Raw genomic sequence first — 15848 nt, forward strand, 5'->3', positions numbered from 1 at the left:
GGGGTGGTCCTCCACGGCGGGCGCGGGTCAGCGGTCGAGAGCGGCGAGCGCGTCGACCGCCTTTCGGGCGGCGATCAGCACCGGATCCCAGACCGGCGCGTACGGCGGAGCGTAGCCGAGGTCGAGCGCGGTCATGTCATCCACCGTCATGCCGTTCCACAGAGCCACGGCCAACGTGTCGATCCGTTTGGCCGCCTCGGACCAGCCGACGATCTGCGCGCCGAGCAGCCGGCCGCTGGGTCGCTCGGCGATCAGCTTGACGGTCATCGTCCGCGCGCCGGGGTAGTAGCCGGCCCGGTTGGTCGAGTCGGCGACCACCGAGACGAACTCGAAGCCGGCCGCCCTGGCCTCCCGCTCGCGCAGGCCCGTCCGACCCACCTCCAGGTCGCAGACCTTGGTCACCGCGGTGCCGATCACGCCCGGGAAGGTCGCGTACCCGCCGCCGATGTTGATGCCGGCCGTCCGGCCCTGCTTGTTGGCGTGCGTGCCCAGCGGCACGTGCACCGGCAGTCCGCTGACCCGGTGCAGCGTCTCCACGGAGTCGCCCGCGGCCCAGACCCCGGGCAGCCCCGGCACCCGCATCCGGCGGTCCACGCGGATGCCACCCGTGGGCCCGATCGGAAAGCCGGCAGCCTTGGCGAGCGCGGTGTTCGGGCGTACGCCCAACCCCAGGACCACGACGTCGGTCGGCATCGAGCCCTCGGCCGTGACCACCGCGGACACCCGGCCGTCCCGCTGATCCAGGCCGGTCACCGGCAGGCTGGTGCGGATCGTGATGCCGAGGCCGCGCATGGCCTCGGCGACCAGTTCGGCCATGTCGCCGTCCACCGTCGCCATGGGCTGCTGGCCCGCCTCGACCAAGGTCACCGCGAGGCCGCGCTCGATCAGCGCCTCGGCCATCTCGACGCCGATGTACCCGCCACCGACCACCACTGCCCGGCTGGGCTGCGGCTCGGCGTCCAGCCAGGCGCGCAGGGCCGCACCGTCGTCGAGGGTCTGCATCCCGAACACGCCGCCCGCGTCGGTGTCCGCCCACGGTGGCTGCACCGGCACCGCGCCCGCGGCGTACACCAGTTCGTCGAAGCGCTCGCGGACCTCGCCGCCGCCCGCCAGGTCCCGGGCGACCACCTCGCGCCGTTCGAGGTCGATGGTCGTCACCTCGTGCCGCATCCGGACGTCCACGGCGAACTTCGTGCGGAACGTCTCCGGGGTCCGCGCGATCAGCTCGTCCGGGCCGGACACCATCCCGCTGATCCAGTACGGGATGCCGCACGACGAGTAGGAGGTGAAGTGACCGCGCTCGAAGACCACTATCTCCAGGTCGTCAGGGCCGCGGCGGCGTCGTGCCTGCGACGCCGCCGACATGCCGGCGGCGTTCCCGCCGATGACGATCAGTCGTTGCGCCACGGGACCATCCTGTCACGGGCGTGTTCAGCCACGGGTCTGTCGCGCCACGTCCTGCACCACGTCGACGAGCCGTCCGGTACGGGCGTACACGGCACGCTGCCGCGCCGCGCCGGTGCCGTGGCGGCGCAGCCCGCCCAACAGGTCGGACACCTCCGCCCAGTCGTCGTGCTGCTCCAGCGCCGGCCGCATCCGCTCCACGAACCGGTCCAGCAGCTCCCAGGCCGGGCGCAGCTCGCCGTTGGTGACGTCGACGCCCTCGCCTTCCAGGCCGTCGTGGGCGGCCCTCCAGTGCGCGCCGACCAGCAGGTGGTGGTCCGTGCGCAGGGCGGGCCGGCCGGCCTCGACGTCGGCCATGGCGGTGGCCACGAGTGCCCGCACCAGCGCGGCGACCAGCACCGCGTCGTCCACCGTCGGGCAGACGTCGCCGATCCGCAGCTCCACGGTCGGGTACTTTGCCGACAGCCGGGCGTACCAGTAGAGCATCCCCTCGTCGAGCATCACGCCGCTGGAGATCAACTGACGGATCAGCCGCTGGTAGTGCTCGTGCGACTCCAACCAGGGCGTCGGCGCCACCGACGGCCAGCGCTCCCACTCCACCGAGCGCCAGCTCGCGTAGCCGGTGTCCTCGCCACCGGCGAACGGCGAGTTGGTGGTGATGGCGTGCAGCATCGGCAGCCACGGCCGGACGTGGTTGAGCACCTGCACGCCGGTCTCCGGATCGGGGACGCCCACGTGCACGTGCATGCCGTTGTTGCCGGGGCCGGGCACGAGCAGCCGGAAGCGTTCGATCATCCGGTCGAAGCGGGGCTTGTCCACGACCGGCGGCACCGGGCCGTCCACCGGGCCGGTGCCGATGGCCAGCAGCCGTACGCCGGCCCGCTCGGCCGCCTCGGCGAGGGCCTTACGCAGGACGCCGAGGGAGTGCCGGATCGAGGACAGCTCAAGACCGGGCGGCGAGCCGATCTCGATCTGGCTGGTCTGGAACTCGCGCTCCACCTGACCGCGCAGTTCCGCCGGCACCTGCTCCATCACCAGGTCGACGGCGGGCACCGCGGCTCCGGTGTGCGGGTCGACGAGCAGAAACTCCTCCTCGACACCCACGGTGAGCAATTCGGTCCCCGCGGTCGTCCCGCTGGGCGCCTCCGCCACCTGGCCCGTCATCGCGACACCACCGTCCGTTTCTGCCGTCTGCGGTCCGTCCGCGTCGGTCGGCCGTCTGGTTACCCACAGTGGCAACGCTCGGAAACGTGTGACGGCGCGCTGCCCGCGCGTGTCGCCCACAACTGGCGCCTGACACCGGGCGGATCGGCCGGTGGGGGGCTCGCGATTCGGCCGGGCGGCGTGACAGCGGGTCCTATGCTGAGCCCGTGCCGGTGCCGCTGGGTTTCCTCTGGGTCGCGTGGATGTCCGCGTTCGCCCAGCTCACCATGCTGGCCGACCGCCCGGCCGACCTGCTGGCCGGGGCCGCCCTGACCGCCCTGGTCCTGTTCGCCGCGCTGCTCGCCGCGCACGTGCCCGCCCCGGCGGGGGCAATTGGCGTCGCACGACGCTGGGCCGGGCTACGGGCCCGCGCCCGGGGTCGCCGGGTTCCCCGCCAGATCGACCCGGACGCCGCCGGCCGACCTCGCCCCCGGGCACCTGGGCTCCCCTCGGCCGCGTAGCGCCACACCGCCGCGCGGCCGATCCCACCGTCACCGGTCCTTCGTGCCGGCGGCCACCGCCGGGAAGGACCCTCCGGAATCGGACCGAGGGGTTTCCCATGCTCGCCTTCGCACCACTGCACGACGTCGTCGGCGCCGCCGGCACCGCGTTGTCCTGGCTCACCGATCTGCTCGAACCGTTGGCCGGCGGCACCGCGACCGTCGCCGCCATCGTGCTGCTCACCATCGCCGTCCGGTTGCTCATCGCCCCGCTGACCGTCGCGCAGGTCCGCGGGGAACGGCGCCGCGCGGCGCTCGCCCCCCAGGTGCGCGATCTCCAGCAGCGGTACGCCGACGACCCGGCGACGCTCCAGCGCGAGGTGTTCGCGCTGTACCGCTCGGCCGGCGCGAACCCGATCGCCGGCTGTCTGCCGTTGCTGCTCCAGGCGCCGTTCCTGTTGGTGCTGTACCGGCTGTTCGCCACCGACGAGGGCGGCACGGGGCTGCTCGACGAACGGCTGGCCGGGGTGCCGCTGGGCCAGCACGTGAGCGACGGGCTGTCCGGCGCGGCCGGGCCGCTCTTCGTCGTCCTGCTGGGCCTGCTGCTGGTGCTGGCGTGGTGGTCGTCCCGGCGGGCACGCCGGGCGTCGGCGGCGGTCGGCACGGTGGCCGGTACGCCCACCGAGGGGCCGGGCGCCGCCACGCTCGGCCGGCTGCTGCCCCTGCTGCCGTTCACAACCGTGCTGGTGGCGCTGGTGCTGCCGCTCGCGGCGGTGATCTACCTGGTGACGACCACCGCCTGGTCGGCGCTGGAACAGGCGGTGCTGCGCCGGCCCCAGGCCGCACCGTCGCCCGCCGACACCGCCCAGGGCTGACGGCCAGCGAGGGAGCCGCGAGCGCTCAACTGTCGACGCGGATCAGCGACCGGCGGTCACCGACCGCCGGTCGTCGCGCTCGCGCCGACGGCGGACCTTGCGGATCACCCAACTGACCACCATCACGACGAAGACCACGCCGATGGCGTAGTTGAACCAGTCGCTGTAGCGCGCGACGTCCTGCCAGCGGCTGCCCAGCGCGTAACCGGCACCCACGATGAGGGCGTTCCACACGCCGCTGCCGATCGTGGTGAGCAGGACGAACTCACCGAGCGGCATCCGGTTGGCCCCGGCCGGCACGGAGACCAGGCTGCGGACCACCGGCACCACCCGGCCGATCAGCACCGCCCACCGGCCGTGCCGCTCGAACCAGCGGTCGGCCTTCTCCAGGTCGTCGCGGTCCACCAACGGGATGCGGTCCAGCCAGCGCTTGAGCCGTTCCTCGCCGAGCGCCGCGCCGAGCCAGTAGAGCACCAGCGCGCCGACGAGCGAGCCGACCGTCGCGGCCGCCACCACGAGGACGACGTTGAACTTGCCCTCGTGGGCCAGGAACCCGGCCAACGCCAGCACGATCTCGCTGGGGATCGGCGGAATGATGCTCTCCAACGCGACCAGCAGCGCCACGCCGACCGGGCCCGTCGCGTCGATCACCGAGGCCACCCACCCGGTCAGGCCGGTGAACTCGGACGGGTCACCAGTCTGGGCGTACGCCATTGGTCGTCCTTCCGATCCGGCTACCGGGGATCGGAAGGTCATACCCAGCGACCGGCGGCACACACCTGCGCGTGAGCCCTGCCACGCCGGCCGGGTCAGCCCTCCGGGTGCAGCGCGGTGTCGGCCGGGCCCTGCCGCCAGCCGGTGAACACCACGGTGAGACCGGCGCGCGTCGGCGCGCAGCAGAACGGGCCGGCCATCGCCTCGGCCGCCGGGTCCAGCGGAGCGAGGCGGACCAGTCGCCAGGCCGCGTCCGCGACCCGGGCCCGTACGGTCAGCGCGTCGCCGGCGCGGCTGACCCGCACGGTCACCTCCTGGCCGGCCCAGCCGGGGACCGGGGACACCGACCAGTCGGAGAACTCCCTGGTCACCACCGCGCCGAGCTGGGACTCGCCGTCGCTGACCTCGACGCCCGCCTTGACCCACGTCCCCTCGTCGACGCGGACCAGCACGCCGGCCTGGTCGAACTGCGCCGAGAAGTCGAGGACGAAGCTCACCTCCATGGCGGCGCCGACCGGCAGCGGCGCCAGCAGGGCGGGCCCGTTGTCGTGGACGAAGCCGTAGCTGGTCCGCCGCCAGAAGTCCGTCTCCGCACCGGCCTCGACGACCAGCTCGCCGGCCGGGCCTTGCGCGGCGCGGACCGGCGGGTGTAGCCAGACGCCCCGGGCCCAGTCCAACCGTTCGCTCGGCGGTACGAGGTCGATCTCCATAACCGGCACGGTAACCAACCCCGCCCGGCCCCGACGCCCGGGTTTGCCGCGGTGATCGACCGGAGATGTTCCTCCGGCATGGGTGACCGTTGGTATTCCGAAGCCGTCGTCTACTGCCTCGACATCGACACGTACGCCGACTCCGACGGTGACGGGGTCGGTGACATCCGTGGGCTGATCGGAAGGTTGGACTATCTGGCCCGGCTGGGCGTGACCTGCCTCTGGCTGCACCCGATCCACCCGTCACCCAACCGCGACGACGGTTACGACGTCACCGACTTCTACAACGTGGACCCGCGTTTCGGCACCCTCGGCGACTTCGCCGAGCTGCTGCACCAGGCGCAGAACCGGGGCATCCGCGTGATCATCGACCTGGTGGTCAACCACACGTCCGACGAGCACCCGTGGTTCCAGTCCGCCCGCTCGTCGCCGGACTCGCCGTACCGCGACTGGTTCGTCTGGTCCGACACCGAGCCGGACGACCGGCACCAGGGCATGGTCTTCCCCGGTGAACAGAAGGAGACCTGGAGCTACGACCGGACGGCCAAGGCCTGGTTCTACCACCGGTTCTACAAGTTCCAGCCGGACCTCAACTTCGCCAACCCGCAGGTCCGGGCCGAGGTCAAGAAGATCATGTCGTTCTGGCTCCAGCTCGGGGTCTCCGGTTTCCGGATGGACGCCGTGCCGTTCATCATCGAGCTGACCGAGCCGGGCAACCCGAACTCGCCGAAGGACTTCGAGTTCCTCACCGAGATGCGCCAGCACGTCCAGTGGCGGCGCGGCGACGCCGTCCTGCTGGCCGAGGCGAACGTCGAGCCGGACCAACTGCCGACGTTCTTCGGCGACACCAGCGGCTCGGGCAACCGCATCCACATGCTCTTCGACTTCATGCTCAACGGCCGGCTCATGCTCGCCCTGGCCCGGCAGGACCCGGAGTCGCTGATCGAGGCGTTGCGCGACACCCCGAAGCTGCCCGTCGGTGGGCAGTGGGCGACCTTCCTGCGTAACCACGACGAGATCGACCTGTCCCGGTTGACCACCGAACAGCGCAACCAGGTGTACGAGCAGTTCGGCCCGGACGAGAACATGCGCATCTACGACCGGGGCATCCGTCGCCGGCTCGCCCCGATGCTCGGCAACGACCGGCGGCGCATCGAGCTGGCGTACGCCCTGCAGTTCTCGATGCGCGGCACGCCGGTGCTGCGCTACGGCGAGGAGATCGGGATGGGCGAGGACCTGTCGCTGCCCGGTCGGGAGGCGATCCGTACCCCGATGCAGTGGTCGTACCAGCCGAATGCCGGCTTCTCCACCGCGGACCCGGAGAAGCTGGTCCGCCCGGTGCTCGACAAGGGTGAGTTCGGCTACCAGAACGTCAACGTCACCGCCCAGCGCAACGACCCGAAGTCGCTGCTGGCCTGGTTCGAGCGCATGATCCGGACCCTGCGGGAGGCCCCCGAGATCGGCTCCGGCTCGACCACCCACATCGACGTGGCGATGCCGGCCGGGGTGCTGGCGCACCGGGCGGACGGGCCGACCGGGACGATGGTCTTCGTGCACAACCTGGGCACCGATGACGTCGAGGTGGACCTGAGCAGCCTCGAACCGGAGGCCGATCTGCCGATCGACGTGCTCGCCGACCGTGGCTACGGCGAGCTGGGCAAGCTCGGCGCGGTGAAGGTCTCCGGGTACGGATACCGGTGGATTCGCCTATGCCGGGGCCGGGGGTTCTGACGTTAAGCTCCTCCGATCGACCCCACGTTACCGGGAGGTAATCATGTCGGAGGAGCCCCGCGTCGCCATCGTCACCGGAGCCGCGCGCGGTATCGGCGCGGCCACCGCCCGGCGGTTGGCCGCCGACGGGATGGCCGTCGCCGTGGTCGACATCGAGGAGGCCGCCACCAAGGAGACGGTGGACGCCATCGTCGGCGCGGGCGGCCGTGCGCTCGGCGTGGGCGCCGACGTGTCCGACCGGGAGCAGGTCGAGGCGGCCGTCGAGCGGGTCGCCGCCGAGCTGGGCGCCCCCACGGTGCTGGTCAACAACGCGGGTGTGCTCCGCGACAACCTGCTGTTCAAGATGACCAACGCCGACTGGGACACGGTCATGGGTGTGCACCTGCGCGGCGCGTTCCTGTTCAGCCAGGCCGCGCAGAAGCACATGGTGGACCGCAAGTGGGGGCGGATCGTCAACCTGTCCAGCACGTCCGCCCTGGGCAACCGCGGCCAGGCGAACTACGCCGCGGCCAAGGCGGGCCTCCAGGGCTTCACCAAGACGCTCGCCATCGAGCTGGGCCCGTTCGGGGTGACGGTCAACGCGGTCGCGCCGGGCTTCATCGTCACCGACATGACCGCCGCCACCGCCGCCCGGATGAAGGTCGACTTCGACGACCTCCAGAAGCACGCCGCCGCCGAGATCCCGGTCCGTCGCCCGGGTCGCCCGGAGGACGTCGCGCACACCATCTCGTTCCTGGCCAGTGAGGGGGCGGGCTTCGTCTCCGGGCAGGTCATCTACGTCGCCGGCGGCCCACGGGCCTGACGCGCGCCCTCGTCACGCGGCCCGGCCGGTCAGGCCGGGTCGCGGCGGGTGCGCCAGAGCCAGAACAGGCCGAGCACCGGCAGCACCAGCGGGATGTAGCCGTACCCGCTGCCGAACTGCGACCACACCGTCTCGTCGGGGAACAGGTCCTTGTCGACAACGCTGAGGATGCCGACGGCGACGACCCCGACCAACTCCACCGAGCAACAGGCCAGCGCCACCCGTCGGCCGGTGTGCCCGGCGCGGGCCAGACCCACCGCGGCCACGATGTAGATGAGCGCGGCCAGGGCGGAGAGCAGGTACGCCACCGGCGCCTCGTCGAACTTGGTGGCGATCTGCAGACCTGCCCGGCTGGTCGCCGCGATGGCGAAGAGCAGGTAGACCGCGATCAGCAGCCGCCCCGGACCGGCGTTCGTGGCGCGTCGGACCGGTCGTGTCTCAACCACCGAGGACCTCCCAGGTCTGCTGCAGCCGGACCACCACTACCGGTGCGACCAGGCAGACCGCGCAGACGATCGCCGACCCCCAGCGGGTCGGCTCCATCCGGGCCAGCACCCACGCCAGCGGCGGCAGGCAGACGAGCGTGGCCAGGTAGCCGTAGAACGCGCCGGGCTCGCCCGGCCGGTCCCCGCCACCGACCGCGACCAGGGCCAGCACCCCCAACGCGAGCAGTGCCACCTCCAGTACGGCCAGACCGGCGAACTGCACCCGGTCCGGTGGCCGGTGGCGTACCGCCGCGACCAGCGCCCACACGGCGACGAGCAGCGAGAGCACGATCGACGCCGTCGCGAGGAGCCCGTCCACCGGCGAGTCGGCGGCCGCGCTCGTCATCGGCCCCACCTGGTCGTTGCCTCGGTCACCGGCACAGCCTACTAACCGTCGTAGTACCCGGGCCACGCTGCCTGGCCGCCGCGCCCGCGGCGGGTCGTCGAGGGGTGTTCGGCCCCTGTCGAGCTGCCCCATGAGCGGGGCACCACGCCCCGCCCGGCTCGCCCGCACCGCTCGCCCGCCCCGCCCGGTCCGCCCGCCCGGTCCCCCGGGGCCAAGATCGTGCTCGATCCGGGAAGTAGTGGCTTCGGGCGCGAACGAGGCCACTGGATCCTGGATCGAGCGCGATCAAGGGGGAGTGGTCGTCCCGCCGGGCGACGGCACCCGTCGGTTGGTTCGTTCCTCCCGGGTACGGGGGCATTGGGCTGCCCTGGTTGGCGACCCGCCGCCGGTGGGCCCGGTGGGGCGACTAGCGTGGATCACGTCCGTGGCGTCGCCACGGTGCGGGGAGACAGCGGAGGTACACGTGCTGCGGTTCGGTTTGTTCGGCACCGGTCACTGGGCGATCGAGACGCACGGTAAGGCGCTGCACGCACACCCGGACGCGGAACTGGTAGGCGTGTGGGGGCGTAACCCCGAGCGGGCTTCCGCGCTGGCCGAGCGGTACGGGGTGCCCGCCTACGCCGAGGTCGACGCGCTGATCGAGCAGTGTGAGGCGATCGCTGTCGCGCTGCCGCCGGACGTTCAGGCCGACATCGCGGTCCGGGCCGCCACCGCCGGCCGTCACCTGCTGCTGGACAAACCGCTGGCGCTCTCCGTCGAGGACGCCGACCGGGTCGTCGCCGCCGCCGAGGCGTCCGGGGTCGCCTCGGTCGTGTTCTTCACCCAGCGGTTCCAGCCGAACGTCACCGCGTTCCTCGCCGCGACCGCCGCCGCCGGCGGCTGGCAGCACGGCCGTACCACCGCCTTCGCGTCGATCTTCCAGGAGGGCAGCCCGTACGGCGGCTCCCTGTGGCGTCGCGAGCACGGCGCACTCTGGGACATCGCCCCGCACGCGCTCTCGATCCTCCTGCCGGTGCTGGGGCGGGTGACCCAGGTGGCGGCGATGGACGGGCCGAGCGGGATGGTGCACCTGCTGCTCACCCACGACGGCGGTGCCACCAGCAGCGCCTCGCTGTCCCTGGACGCCCCTCGTGAGGCGATGGCCCGGGAGTTCGTGTTCTACGGCGAGAACGGGATCGAGACCGTCCCGGTCGGCGAGAACGACGCCGACACGGCGTTCGGTGTCGCGATCGACCAGCTCGTCGAGCAGGTGCGGACCGGCACCCGCGACCACCGCTGCGACGTCCGCTTCGGCCGCGAGGTAGTCGCGATCCTCGCCGCCGCCGAAACCGCCCGCACCGAATCCCGCACAATCCCCCTCCCGTAACCCACCCCACCCCACCCCACCCCACCCGCCGGGCCCCACCCCCTGCCCGCCCCGGTTGATCATGAAGTTATTGCCACCCCGCCCGGCGTGTCATGGCAATAACTTCATGATCACCGCGCCAAGCCGGTGGGGAAATGGGTGGGGTGGGTGGGGTGGGGGTCGGTAGGGTGGGGGCCATGATCACGCATGCCCTGATCGAGGGGGTCGGTACGCCGGCCGCCTGGGGTGCCCTGCTGGTGTCCCGTCCGCGCGTCCGGCGTCCGGCCCTGACGGGCTGGGACGTGACCTGCCGCTGATCGGTCCACTTCGCGGTGCGCCGGGGCTGTCGCCCCGCCGCCGCTGATCCTTCGCCACGGCACGAGGCTGTCGCCTCGTCTTCGCGTACCCGCGCATCGTCCAGGGCCGTCCGAGTCCCGATCCACTCGGACAGGTCCGGCAATTCCTGCTGCCTGTCCAGCCCGTCGCCGAGCGGCGACAGACAGGACGACGACCCGTGGCGCCTCGCCCGATCCGATCAACCGAACGCGACAGGTCCCGTCGCGTACTCAGCCAGAACTTTCTCGTCGACCGCGCGGCCGTCCAGCGGGTGGTCCGCGCCGCCGACCCCGATCCGGCCGGGCTCCTGCTGGAGGTCGGCGCGGGCCGGGGGCAGCTCACCCGACCCCTCGCCGCCCGGTGTGGGCGGCTGACGGCGTACGAGGTGGACCCTCGCGTCCGCAACGCGCTGGCCGCCGTCTGCGGGGAGCTGTCCAACGTGGAGCACCGGCAGGCCGACTTCCTGGCCGCCGAGCCGCCACCGGAGCCGTTCGCGGTGGTCGGCAACATCCCCTGGTCGCTGACCTCCGCCGTGGTGCGGTGGTGCCTCGCCGCGCCCCGGTTGCGGTCCGCGACACTGCTCACCCAACTGGAGTACGCCCGCCGCCGCAGCGGCGACTACGGCCGGTGGACGCGGCTGACCGTCTCGACCTGGCCGGAGTTCGGGTGGCGGCTGGCGGGGCGGGTGCCACGTACCGCGTTTCGGCCGGTGCCGGCGGTCGACGCCGGGATCCTGCGCATCGAGCGGCGGCCGGAGCCGCTGCTGCCGGCGGCGGCTCTGCCGGCGTACCGAAGGCTCGTGGGGTGGGGTTTCGAGGGCGTCGGCGGCTCGCTCGCCGCGACCCTGCGCCGGCACCACCCGCCGGCGCGGGTCGCGGCCGCCCTGCGCGCGACCCGGATCGCGTCGGACACCCCCGTGGGGTACGTCTGGCCGGAGCAGTGGCTGGTGCTGTTCCGGCTGCTGCACGCGCGGTGAGCCGTCGGTCAGGCGAGGGTGGTCAGCGCCTCGCTCAGCTCGGCCGGCGACTCGAACTGTTCGGCCGGCAACGCCTGCAACATCTGCAACATGGCCGTGCTGGCCCCGTTCTCCTGCCCCCAACGGACGAGGTCCTCGCGGGAGACCGGGTAGTCGAGCCCGGCCAGGTACTCCTGCAATTGCACGCCGGTGACGGTCATGCCGTTCGGCTACCCGCTCGCCGCTCCCGTACACGCTCACGGCGTGTCGGTGGGCGACGCGCCGACGGTTTGTCGGCGCGACCGCCGGGTAGCCGCTGCCATGCTGGTTCAGCGGCTCGGCGCACCGAGCGACTTCGACCCGTTGCTGGAGCGCGTCCGGGACGCCCGGGTGGTGATGATCGGCGAGTCCACCCACGGCAGCTACGACTACTACCGGCTGCGCGAGCAGCTCACCCGTCGGCTGATCGCGGAGTGCGGCTTCTCGTTCGTGGCAGTGGAGGGCGACTGGCCGGACTGCGACCGGGTGCACCGCTCGGTCACCGCCGCGCCGGGCGGGGCCCTCGATCCACAGACGGCGCTGGAGCGCTTCGAACGGTGGCCGACCTGGATGTGGGCGAACGCCGAGGTGGCCCGGTTCTGTCGCTGGCTGCGGGCGTGGAACCTGGAGCGGCCCCAGGACGGGCGGGCGGGCTTCCACGGGCTCGACGTGTACAGCCTCTGGGAGTCGATGCAGGCGATCTTCGACTATCTGGGGGAGGAGGACCCGACCTCGCTGGAGGCGGCGCAGGACGCGTACCGGTGCTTCGAGCCGTACGGCAAGCGGGTCGAGGAGTACGGCGCGGCCAGCCGCTTCGTCTCGGCCCGCTGCGAGGAGGAGGTCGTGCGGCTGCTGGCGCGTACCCGGGAACAGGCCATGTCGGACGGCCCGGACCGCTTCTCGGCCTGGCAGAACGCGGAGGTGGTGGCCGGCGCGGAGCGTTACTACCGGGCGATGGTGGCCGGCGGACCGGACTCGTGGAACATCCGCGACACCCACATGCAGGACACCCTGGACCGGCTGCTGCAACGCTACGGCCCGGACGCCCGCGGGATCGTCTGGGCGCACAACACGCACGTGGGGGATGCGCGGGCCACCGACATGGCCGCCGACGGCATGGTCAACATCGGTCAGTTGGCCCGCGAGCGGCACGGCGACGACGCGGTGGCGTTGGTCGGGTTCGGCACCTACCGGGGCACGGTGATCGCCGCTCCCCGCTGGGGCTCGCCGTCGGAGGCGATGGTGGTGCCGCCGGCGCGGGAGGGTTCGGTGGAGCGGCGGTTGCACGAGCTGATGCCGGAGCGGGCGGTGCTCGTCTTTGGCGGCGACGACCAGCCGGGCTGGGTCACCGAACCGGCTGATCACCGGGCGATCGGGGTGGTCTACGACCCGTCCTTCGAGTCGTGGGGCAACTACGTGCCGACCCGGCTGGGCGACCGCTACGACGCCTTCATCTGGTGCGACGAGACGACGGCCCTGCATCCGCTGGCGGTCCCCGCCGTCCCCGGCGAAATGGAGACATACCCAGCCGGCGTGTAAAAACCCGCCGCGCCAGGCCGCGCCCGGGCGGGTCGATCATGGAGTTGTGGTGCCGGACGAAGGCTCCCAAACGGGGTCCAACGGGCACCGCAACTCCATGATCGACCGCGAGGTGGGTCAGGTCAGACCCGGGTCGGGGTTGCCTCGGTCAGGTGTTCGCGCAGGCCTTCGCCCTCGATGTCCACGTTGGGCAGGGCCCGGTTGAGCCAGCGGGGCAGCCACCAGGCGCGGTCACCGAGCAGGGACATCACGGCCGGGACGATGGTCATCCGGACCACGAAGGCGTCGATCGCCACGCCGATGGCCAGCGCGAAGCCCATCGACTTGATCACCGGGTCGTCGAGGAAGACGAAGCCCCCGAACACCGAGATCATGATCAACGCGGCGGCGGTGACCACCCGGGCGCCGTGCCCCATGCCGCTGATCGTGGCCTGCCGGGCGGTCTCGCCGTGCACGAAGTCCTCGCGCATCCGGGAAACCAGGAATACCTCGTAGTCCATCGCGAGCCCGAACAGGATGCCGATGAGCAGGATCGGCAGGAAGCTGATCAGCGGGCCGGGCGTGTCCAGGCCCACGAGGTCGGCGAGGTGCCCCTGCTGGAACACCGCCACCGTGATGCCGAACGTGGCGGCGACGGTGAGCAGGAAGCCCAGCGCGGCCTTGACCGGCACCAGCAGCGAGCGGAACACCAGCATCAGCAGCAGGACCGAGAGCCCCACCACCAGCAGCAGGTAGACCGGCAGCGCGTCGGAGAGCTTCTCGGACACGTCGATGCCGATCGCGGTGACGCCGGTGAGCAGCACGTCCGCGTCGCGGATCCCGCCCACCGAGTCGCGGATGTCGTGCACCAGCGTCTCGGTGGCCTCGTCGGTCGGGCCGGTCTTCGGCACGACGCCGAGCAGTGCCGTCCGGCCGTCCGGGCTGAGCTGGGCGGGTGCCACCGCGAGCACGTTCTCGGTGCGCTGGAGCAGCGCGGTGACCTGCGGCACGGCGGCCGAGGTGGCCTGCGGCGAATCACCGGCGACGACGACCGCCAGTCGGCCGGTGAAGCCCGCGCCGAAGCCCTCGGTGATCAGGTCGTTCGACACCCGGGCCGGCGAGCCGACGGCCGCCGTCGACGCGTCCGGAAGCGCCAGCCGCATGTCCGGCGTGGGCAGCGCGAGCAGCCCCAGGCCGAGCAGGCCGACCAGGATGACGGGTACGCGGAACCGCGTGACGAACCGCGCCCAGCGGAAGCCGAACCGGGACTGGTCCTCGGTGGCGGCGTTCGCCTCGTTGGCCGATTCGTTGGTGGTGGCAGCGGTCTCGTCGGTGGAGACGGTGCGCAGCCGGCGGGGGAGGACCCGACGTCCAGCGAAGCCGAGCAGCGCCGGCGCGAGGGTGATGGCGACGAGCACGGCCACGGTGACGGTGCCGGCGGCGGCGAGACCCATCACGGTGAGGAACGGGATGTCCACCACGGCCAGGCCGGCGAGCGCGATGACGACTGTGGCGCCCGCGAAGACGACTGCGGAGCCGGCGGTGCCCACGGCCCGGCCGACGGCCTCGTCCGGGGGCAGGCCGTCGAGCAGGTTCTGCCGGTGCCGGGAGGTGATGAACAGCGAGTAGTCGATGCCGACGGCGAGGCCGAGCATCAGCGCCAGGATCGGCGCCGTGCTGGTCAACTCGACGACGCCACTCAGCGCGAACAGTCCGGCCATGCCGGCGCCCACGCCGATCAGCGCGTTGAGCATGGTCATCCCGGCGGCCACCAACGAGCCGAAGGTGATGATCAGGACGATCGCGGCGACCACGACGCCGAGCGCCTCGGTCGAGCCGATCTCCGGCTCGCCGCCCAGCACCTCGCCGCCCGGGGCGACCTGCCAACCCTGTGCCTTCGCCGCCGCGCCGACCTCTTCGTACGCGGCCTTCTGGTCGTCGGTCACCTCGTCCGCGCCGGTGGCGAACTGGACCTGGACCAGCGCGTACCGGCCGTCGGGCGAGACGGCGCCGACCTGGAGCGGGTTGACCGCACCGACCACGCCGGGCAGCGTCCCGGCCTGCTGGACCAGCTCCTGCACCACTGCCTGACCCTGTGGAGTGCCGAGTTGGCCGTCTCCGGGCGCCTTGACCGCGATGGTGCCGGTCGCGCCGCTGGCCGCCGGGAACTGCTCGGCGAGCAGGTCGAGCGCGCGCTGGCTCTCGGTGCCGGGCATGGTGAAGTTGCTCGCCGTCGGGCCGCGCAGGGTCGCCGCGGCCAGGCCGGCGCCGACGAGTACGACGAGCCAGAGCGCGACGACGAGTCGTCGCCGGCGCAACGCGCCCCGGCCGAGCCGGTAGAGCAGGGTGGCCATCAGGAGTCCTTGTCCTCGGGTCGTGGGTGGGTGGGTCAGGGTGCGTCGACGGGTTCGACGGCCCGCCGCACGAGGGCGAGCAGGGCGGCGCGCAGTTCGTCGTCGGGGATGTCGGCGAACTCGGCGCACGCCTCGGAGATGCCGGCCAGCAGCACCAGCGCGGCGATCCGGGCGCCCGGTCGGTCGGAGTGCCCGGCCAACGCGTCGCGCAGCCGGTCGGAGATCTCCTGGATGTGCGCGAACGCCGGCTGGCACAGCAGCTCGGGGAACTCGCCGCGCAGCACCGCGATCTCCCGCCGGAACCGGACGGCGAGGTCGACGAAGCCCGCCGCGGCGAGTTCCTGGGCGGCCGCGCCGGTCCGGCCGGCGAGCTGGTCGTCGAGGTCGCGCAGTACGCCGATCGCGGGTGCCATCAGTTCGGCGAGCAGGGCTTCCTTGTTGGCGAAGTGGTAGAGCACGGTGGCCTTGGAGCAGCCGACCTCGCGGGCGATGTCCTGCAACGAGGTGCCCCGGTAGCCGGTCACCGCGAACCGTCGCGCCGCTGCGGCGAGGATCTCGCCGTGCGTCTCGGACACCGCTCTGGCCATCACC

The 15848-nt window shown here is 72.4% G+C and carries 16 protein-coding genes; 7 read left to right on the forward strand and 9 right to left on the reverse strand.

Features of this window, described 5'->3' with window-relative positions; genetic code table 11:
* Positions 1-27 precede the first annotated feature (27 nt).
* Positions 28-1407, reverse strand: a complete 1380-nt coding sequence (locus AB0B39_RS16700; protein WP_357495937.1) for an FAD-dependent oxidoreductase — start codon at positions 1405-1407, stop codon at positions 28-30.
* A 24-nt stretch (positions 1408-1431) separates the two neighbouring features.
* A complete protein-coding gene (locus AB0B39_RS16705; protein WP_357574706.1) occupies positions 1432-2568 on the reverse strand; it encodes a glutamate--cysteine ligase in 1137 nt (378 codons plus the stop codon).
* A 206-nt stretch (positions 2569-2774) separates the two neighbouring features.
* On the opposite strand from AB0B39_RS16705, the gene AB0B39_RS16710 reads away from it, so the two are divergent.
* Both AB0B39_RS16710 and AB0B39_RS16715 read left to right on the forward strand, forming a co-directional pair.
* On the forward strand, positions 2775-3068 hold the full coding sequence (locus AB0B39_RS16710) for a DUF6412 domain-containing protein (RefSeq protein WP_357574707.1): 294 nt from the start codon (positions 2775-2777) through the stop codon (positions 3066-3068).
* Positions 3069-3166: 98 nt separating this feature from the next.
* Positions 3167-3922 carry a membrane protein insertase YidC gene (locus AB0B39_RS16715; protein ID WP_357495941.1) on the forward strand — a complete coding sequence of 252 codons (756 nt, stop codon included), beginning with the start codon at positions 3167-3169 and terminating at the stop codon, positions 3920-3922.
* Positions 3923-3964: 42 nt separating this feature from the next.
* On the opposite strand, the gene AB0B39_RS16720 is transcribed toward AB0B39_RS16715, so the two are convergent.
* Positions 3965-4636: a DedA family protein gene (locus AB0B39_RS16720; RefSeq protein WP_234585960.1), complete on the reverse strand. Its 672-nt coding sequence runs from the start codon at positions 4634-4636 to the stop codon at positions 3965-3967.
* Positions 4637-4731: 95 nt separating this feature from the next.
* Positions 4732-5346, reverse strand: coding sequence for a DUF1349 domain-containing protein (locus AB0B39_RS16725; RefSeq protein WP_357574708.1), 615 nt, complete (start codon positions 5344-5346; stop codon positions 4732-4734).
* A 78-nt stretch (positions 5347-5424) separates the two neighbouring features.
* Here AB0B39_RS16725 and AB0B39_RS16730 point away from each other — a divergent pair, with 78 nt between their 5' ends.
* Both AB0B39_RS16730 and fabG read left to right on the forward strand, forming a co-directional pair.
* Positions 5425-7077 (forward strand): alpha-amylase family protein, encoded by a 1653-nt coding sequence (locus AB0B39_RS16730; protein ID WP_357495945.1) that lies wholly within the window; start codon positions 5425-5427, stop codon positions 7075-7077.
* A gap of 43 nt (positions 7078-7120) precedes the next feature.
* Positions 7121-7879 carry a 3-oxoacyl-ACP reductase FabG gene (fabG, locus tag AB0B39_RS16735; protein ID WP_234585952.1) on the forward strand — a complete coding sequence of 253 codons (759 nt, stop codon included), beginning with the start codon at positions 7121-7123 and terminating at the stop codon, positions 7877-7879.
* A gap of 29 nt (positions 7880-7908) precedes the next feature.
* On the opposite strand, the gene AB0B39_RS16740 is transcribed toward fabG, so the two are convergent.
* Both AB0B39_RS16740 and AB0B39_RS16745 read right to left on the reverse strand, forming a co-directional pair.
* Positions 7909-8325 carry a hypothetical protein gene (locus tag AB0B39_RS16740; protein WP_357495947.1) on the reverse strand — a complete coding sequence of 139 codons (417 nt, stop codon included), beginning with the start codon at positions 8323-8325 and terminating at the stop codon, positions 7909-7911.
* Entirely contained in the window at positions 8318-8710 is a 393-nt protein-coding gene (locus AB0B39_RS16745) for a hypothetical protein (RefSeq protein ID WP_234585948.1), read from the reverse strand. Before AB0B39_RS16745 ends, AB0B39_RS16740 begins: the two co-directional genes overlap by 8 nt.
* A 463-nt stretch (positions 8711-9173) precedes the next feature.
* On the opposite strand from AB0B39_RS16745, the gene AB0B39_RS16750 reads away from it, so the two are divergent.
* Together AB0B39_RS16750 and erm are read left to right on the forward strand one after the other, a co-directional pair.
* A complete protein-coding gene (locus AB0B39_RS16750; protein ID WP_357574709.1) occupies positions 9174-10076 on the forward strand; it encodes a Gfo/Idh/MocA family oxidoreductase in 903 nt (300 codons plus the stop codon).
* Between the two features lie 493 nt (positions 10077-10569).
* Positions 10570-11367, forward strand: coding sequence for an ErmE/ErmH/ErmO/ErmR family 23S rRNA (adenine(2058)-N(6))-methyltransferase (gene erm / locus AB0B39_RS16755; protein ID WP_357574710.1), 798 nt, complete (start codon positions 10570-10572; stop codon positions 11365-11367).
* Between the two features lie 8 nt (positions 11368-11375).
* Here erm and AB0B39_RS16760 read toward each other — a convergent pair whose 3' ends face one another.
* A complete protein-coding gene (locus AB0B39_RS16760) occupies positions 11376-11567 on the reverse strand; it encodes a DUF2795 domain-containing protein (RefSeq protein WP_234585931.1) in 192 nt (63 codons plus the stop codon).
* Positions 11568-11667: 100 nt separating this feature from the next.
* On the opposite strand from AB0B39_RS16760, the gene AB0B39_RS16765 reads away from it, so the two are divergent.
* On the forward strand, positions 11668-12924 hold the full coding sequence (locus AB0B39_RS16765; protein ID WP_234585927.1) for an erythromycin esterase family protein: 1257 nt from the start codon (positions 11668-11670) through the stop codon (positions 12922-12924).
* A gap of 122 nt (positions 12925-13046) precedes the next feature.
* On the opposite strand, the gene AB0B39_RS16770 is transcribed toward AB0B39_RS16765, so the two are convergent.
* Entirely contained in the window at positions 13047-15257 is a 2211-nt protein-coding gene (locus AB0B39_RS16770) for an MMPL family transporter (RefSeq protein WP_357574711.1), read from the reverse strand.
* Between the two features lie 35 nt (positions 15258-15292).
* Entirely contained in the window at positions 15293-15844 is a 552-nt protein-coding gene (locus AB0B39_RS16775; RefSeq protein ID WP_357495958.1) for a helix-turn-helix domain-containing protein, read from the reverse strand.
* Positions 15845-15848: the final 4 nt, after the last annotated feature.

Origin of the sequence: Micromonospora sp. NPDC049114 (assembly GCF_040648635.1) — a bacterium.
Taxonomy (GTDB): Bacteria; Actinomycetota; Actinomycetes; order Mycobacteriales; family Micromonosporaceae; genus Micromonospora.

What these genes read in the sequence shown, in the direction of transcription:
- AB0B39_RS16775 (WP_357495958.1), bottom strand. Translation starts at nt 15,844, where the DNA reads ATGGCCAGAGCGGTGTCCGAGACGCACGGCGAGATCCTCGCCGCAGCG.
- AB0B39_RS16745 (WP_234585948.1), bottom strand. Translation starts at nt 8,710, where the DNA reads ATGACGAGCGCGGCCGCCGACTCGCCGGTGGACGGGCTCCTCGCGACG.
- fabG (WP_234585952.1), top strand. Translation starts at nt 7,121, where the DNA reads ATGTCGGAGGAGCCCCGCGTCGCCATCGTCACCGGAGCCGCGCGCGGT.
- AB0B39_RS16770 (WP_357574711.1), bottom strand. Translation starts at nt 15,257, where the DNA reads ATGGCCACCCTGCTCTACCGGCTCGGCCGGGGCGCGTTGCGCCGGCGA.
- AB0B39_RS16765 (WP_234585927.1), top strand. Translation starts at nt 11,668, where the DNA reads ATGCTGGTTCAGCGGCTCGGCGCACCGAGCGACTTCGACCCGTTGCTG.
- AB0B39_RS16730 (WP_357495945.1), top strand. Translation starts at nt 5,425, where the DNA reads ATGGGTGACCGTTGGTATTCCGAAGCCGTCGTCTACTGCCTCGACATC.
- AB0B39_RS16715 (WP_357495941.1), top strand. Translation starts at nt 3,167, where the DNA reads ATGCTCGCCTTCGCACCACTGCACGACGTCGTCGGCGCCGCCGGCACC.
- AB0B39_RS16725 (WP_357574708.1), bottom strand. Translation starts at nt 5,346, where the DNA reads ATGGAGATCGACCTCGTACCGCCGAGCGAACGGTTGGACTGGGCCCGG.
- AB0B39_RS16720 (WP_234585960.1), bottom strand. Translation starts at nt 4,636, where the DNA reads ATGGCGTACGCCCAGACTGGTGACCCGTCCGAGTTCACCGGCCTGACC.
- AB0B39_RS16760 (WP_234585931.1), bottom strand. Translation starts at nt 11,567, where the DNA reads ATGACCGTCACCGGCGTGCAATTGCAGGAGTACCTGGCCGGGCTCGAC.
- AB0B39_RS16705 (WP_357574706.1), bottom strand. Translation starts at nt 2,568, where the DNA reads ATGACGGGCCAGGTGGCGGAGGCGCCCAGCGGGACGACCGCGGGGACC.